This window comes from Paraburkholderia mimosarum LMG 23256 = NBRC 106338 (assembly GCF_000739815.1).
Taxonomy (GTDB): domain Bacteria; phylum Pseudomonadota; class Gammaproteobacteria; order Burkholderiales; family Burkholderiaceae; genus Paraburkholderia; species Paraburkholderia mimosarum.
The window spans coordinates 1-1,549 of sequence record NZ_BBJJ01000282.1 but is presented as its reverse complement, the minus strand read 5'-3'; the positions used below and the strand labels follow the sequence as shown (position 1 = coordinate 1,549).

Genomic DNA, 1,549 nt, shown 5'->3' with positions numbered 1-1,549 from the left:
GATATGATTTTCCGTGTCAAGCGGCTCAGTGGTTTTCGGTTTTCGCATAGGGTACGTCCAGTTTCCTGAGGGCGGCGCAGCAGTAACATCGACGGTGTATCACGCTGATATGCGCGGGTTGGATACCGCATTACAGTGGACCGCCTCATGAGCCTGCCGCTACCTTACCGCGCAAATCGGCGAATGCCGTTGCGAAACCCGAGCGCGGATGACTCGAATGCCGGGCTGCGCCGCCCCCAGGAAACTGCGCTGAAGTTGATGGGCGTGGTGCTTGTCGTCAGGTGTTTGCGTATGTCCGTGGGAGAGCCAATGACATGGCAAGGTGGCCGATGTCCCAGATGAAGCCCGCAAGTTCACGGGCGATGGCGACGACCACGATGTTTCTTTGCTTGCCCCGCGCGACGAGCTTGCGGTAGCGCCGGCACAGACGCAGCTGCGCGTCCCAGGCGCGGTCGATTATGGGCTTGGGTAAACCTTCATGACGGGCCTGAATTTCCCTGCTCAATCGGGCGGGATGGTGGTAGCTCCAGGCTGCCTCGACCAGGAGCTTTCTGGCGTAACTGTTGCCGGTCTTGGTGATGCTCCCCTGCCGGCGTTTGCCTCCTGATGAATGTTCCGACGGCGTCACACCAAGCCATGCCATCAGTTGGCGCGGGTGTCCGAAGCGCGACAGGTCGCCCAGCTCCGAGACCATCCCGATGGCCGTAACGAACTGGATGCCGCGCATGGCCTGCAGTGCCAGTACCACGGGATAGAATCGCCAGGTGGTGACTGCGTCCCGCAGGGCGGTTTCGAGACGTTTGCACTGTGCGAGCCGGTCTTCGATGGTGCGCCGGTGCTCCTCGAAGGCGAGCTGCTGCCAGGCGCTGGGAAAGGAGCAGCGGGCGAGCCAGCGCAGGTGAGGCTCGCCCCAGTTGGCGGCACCGGTATAGTGGACACCATGCGCGAGCAGGAAGGATTTGAGCCGCTGACGGGCCTGACGCAGATCCTCGCGGGCAGCGCCCCACGCGCGGGCAAGATCGCGGAATGCCTCGTCCTCGACGCTGGGCACGTGGACGGCGGTCAGGTCGCCCGCGCGCAGGGAGCGGACCAGCTTGACGGCATCGCGCCGGTCGGTCTTCACACGTTCGCCGGGTTTGCGAGGGATCAGTGACGGTGCGCAGACCATGCAGTCGAAACCTTTCTGGATGAGCTGCCGGCAGAGGCCGTAGCCGCACGGGCCTGCTTCGTAGACGACGCGTACGTGCCGCGCCTTGGACTGCAGGCGGCAGCACAGGCGATCGATATCAGCCCCCGTGGTCCCCGTTTTGCCGAACAGTTCGACTTCGCCTGCATCGATCGCGTAGGCAGCCGTGATTGAGTCCTTGTGAACGTCAAGTCCGATGTAGATCGTGCTATCGTTGCGCATGCTGGCCTCCGTCTCGGAAATCGCCGGGTGTGGGCCCTGTCCACACCGTGCGGCTCTGGCAGTCATGCTAACCCGCGTTTGACTTCCTACGGCAGGCCAGCCTCCGCCTCACGGAAAATCATTCTGACTTACCACGTTCCC

General features: G+C 63.1%; 1 protein-coding gene. It reads right to left on the bottom strand.

All coding sequences use genetic code 11. The features are described from left to right. Positions 1-277 precede the first annotated feature (277 nt). Positions 278-1,408 carry an IS110 family RNA-guided transposase gene (locus BMI01S_RS37385; RefSeq protein WP_036047392.1) on the bottom strand — a complete coding sequence of 377 codons (1,131 nt, stop codon included), beginning with the start codon at positions 1,406-1,408 and terminating at the stop codon, positions 278-280. Positions 1,409-1,549: the final 141 nt, after the last annotated feature.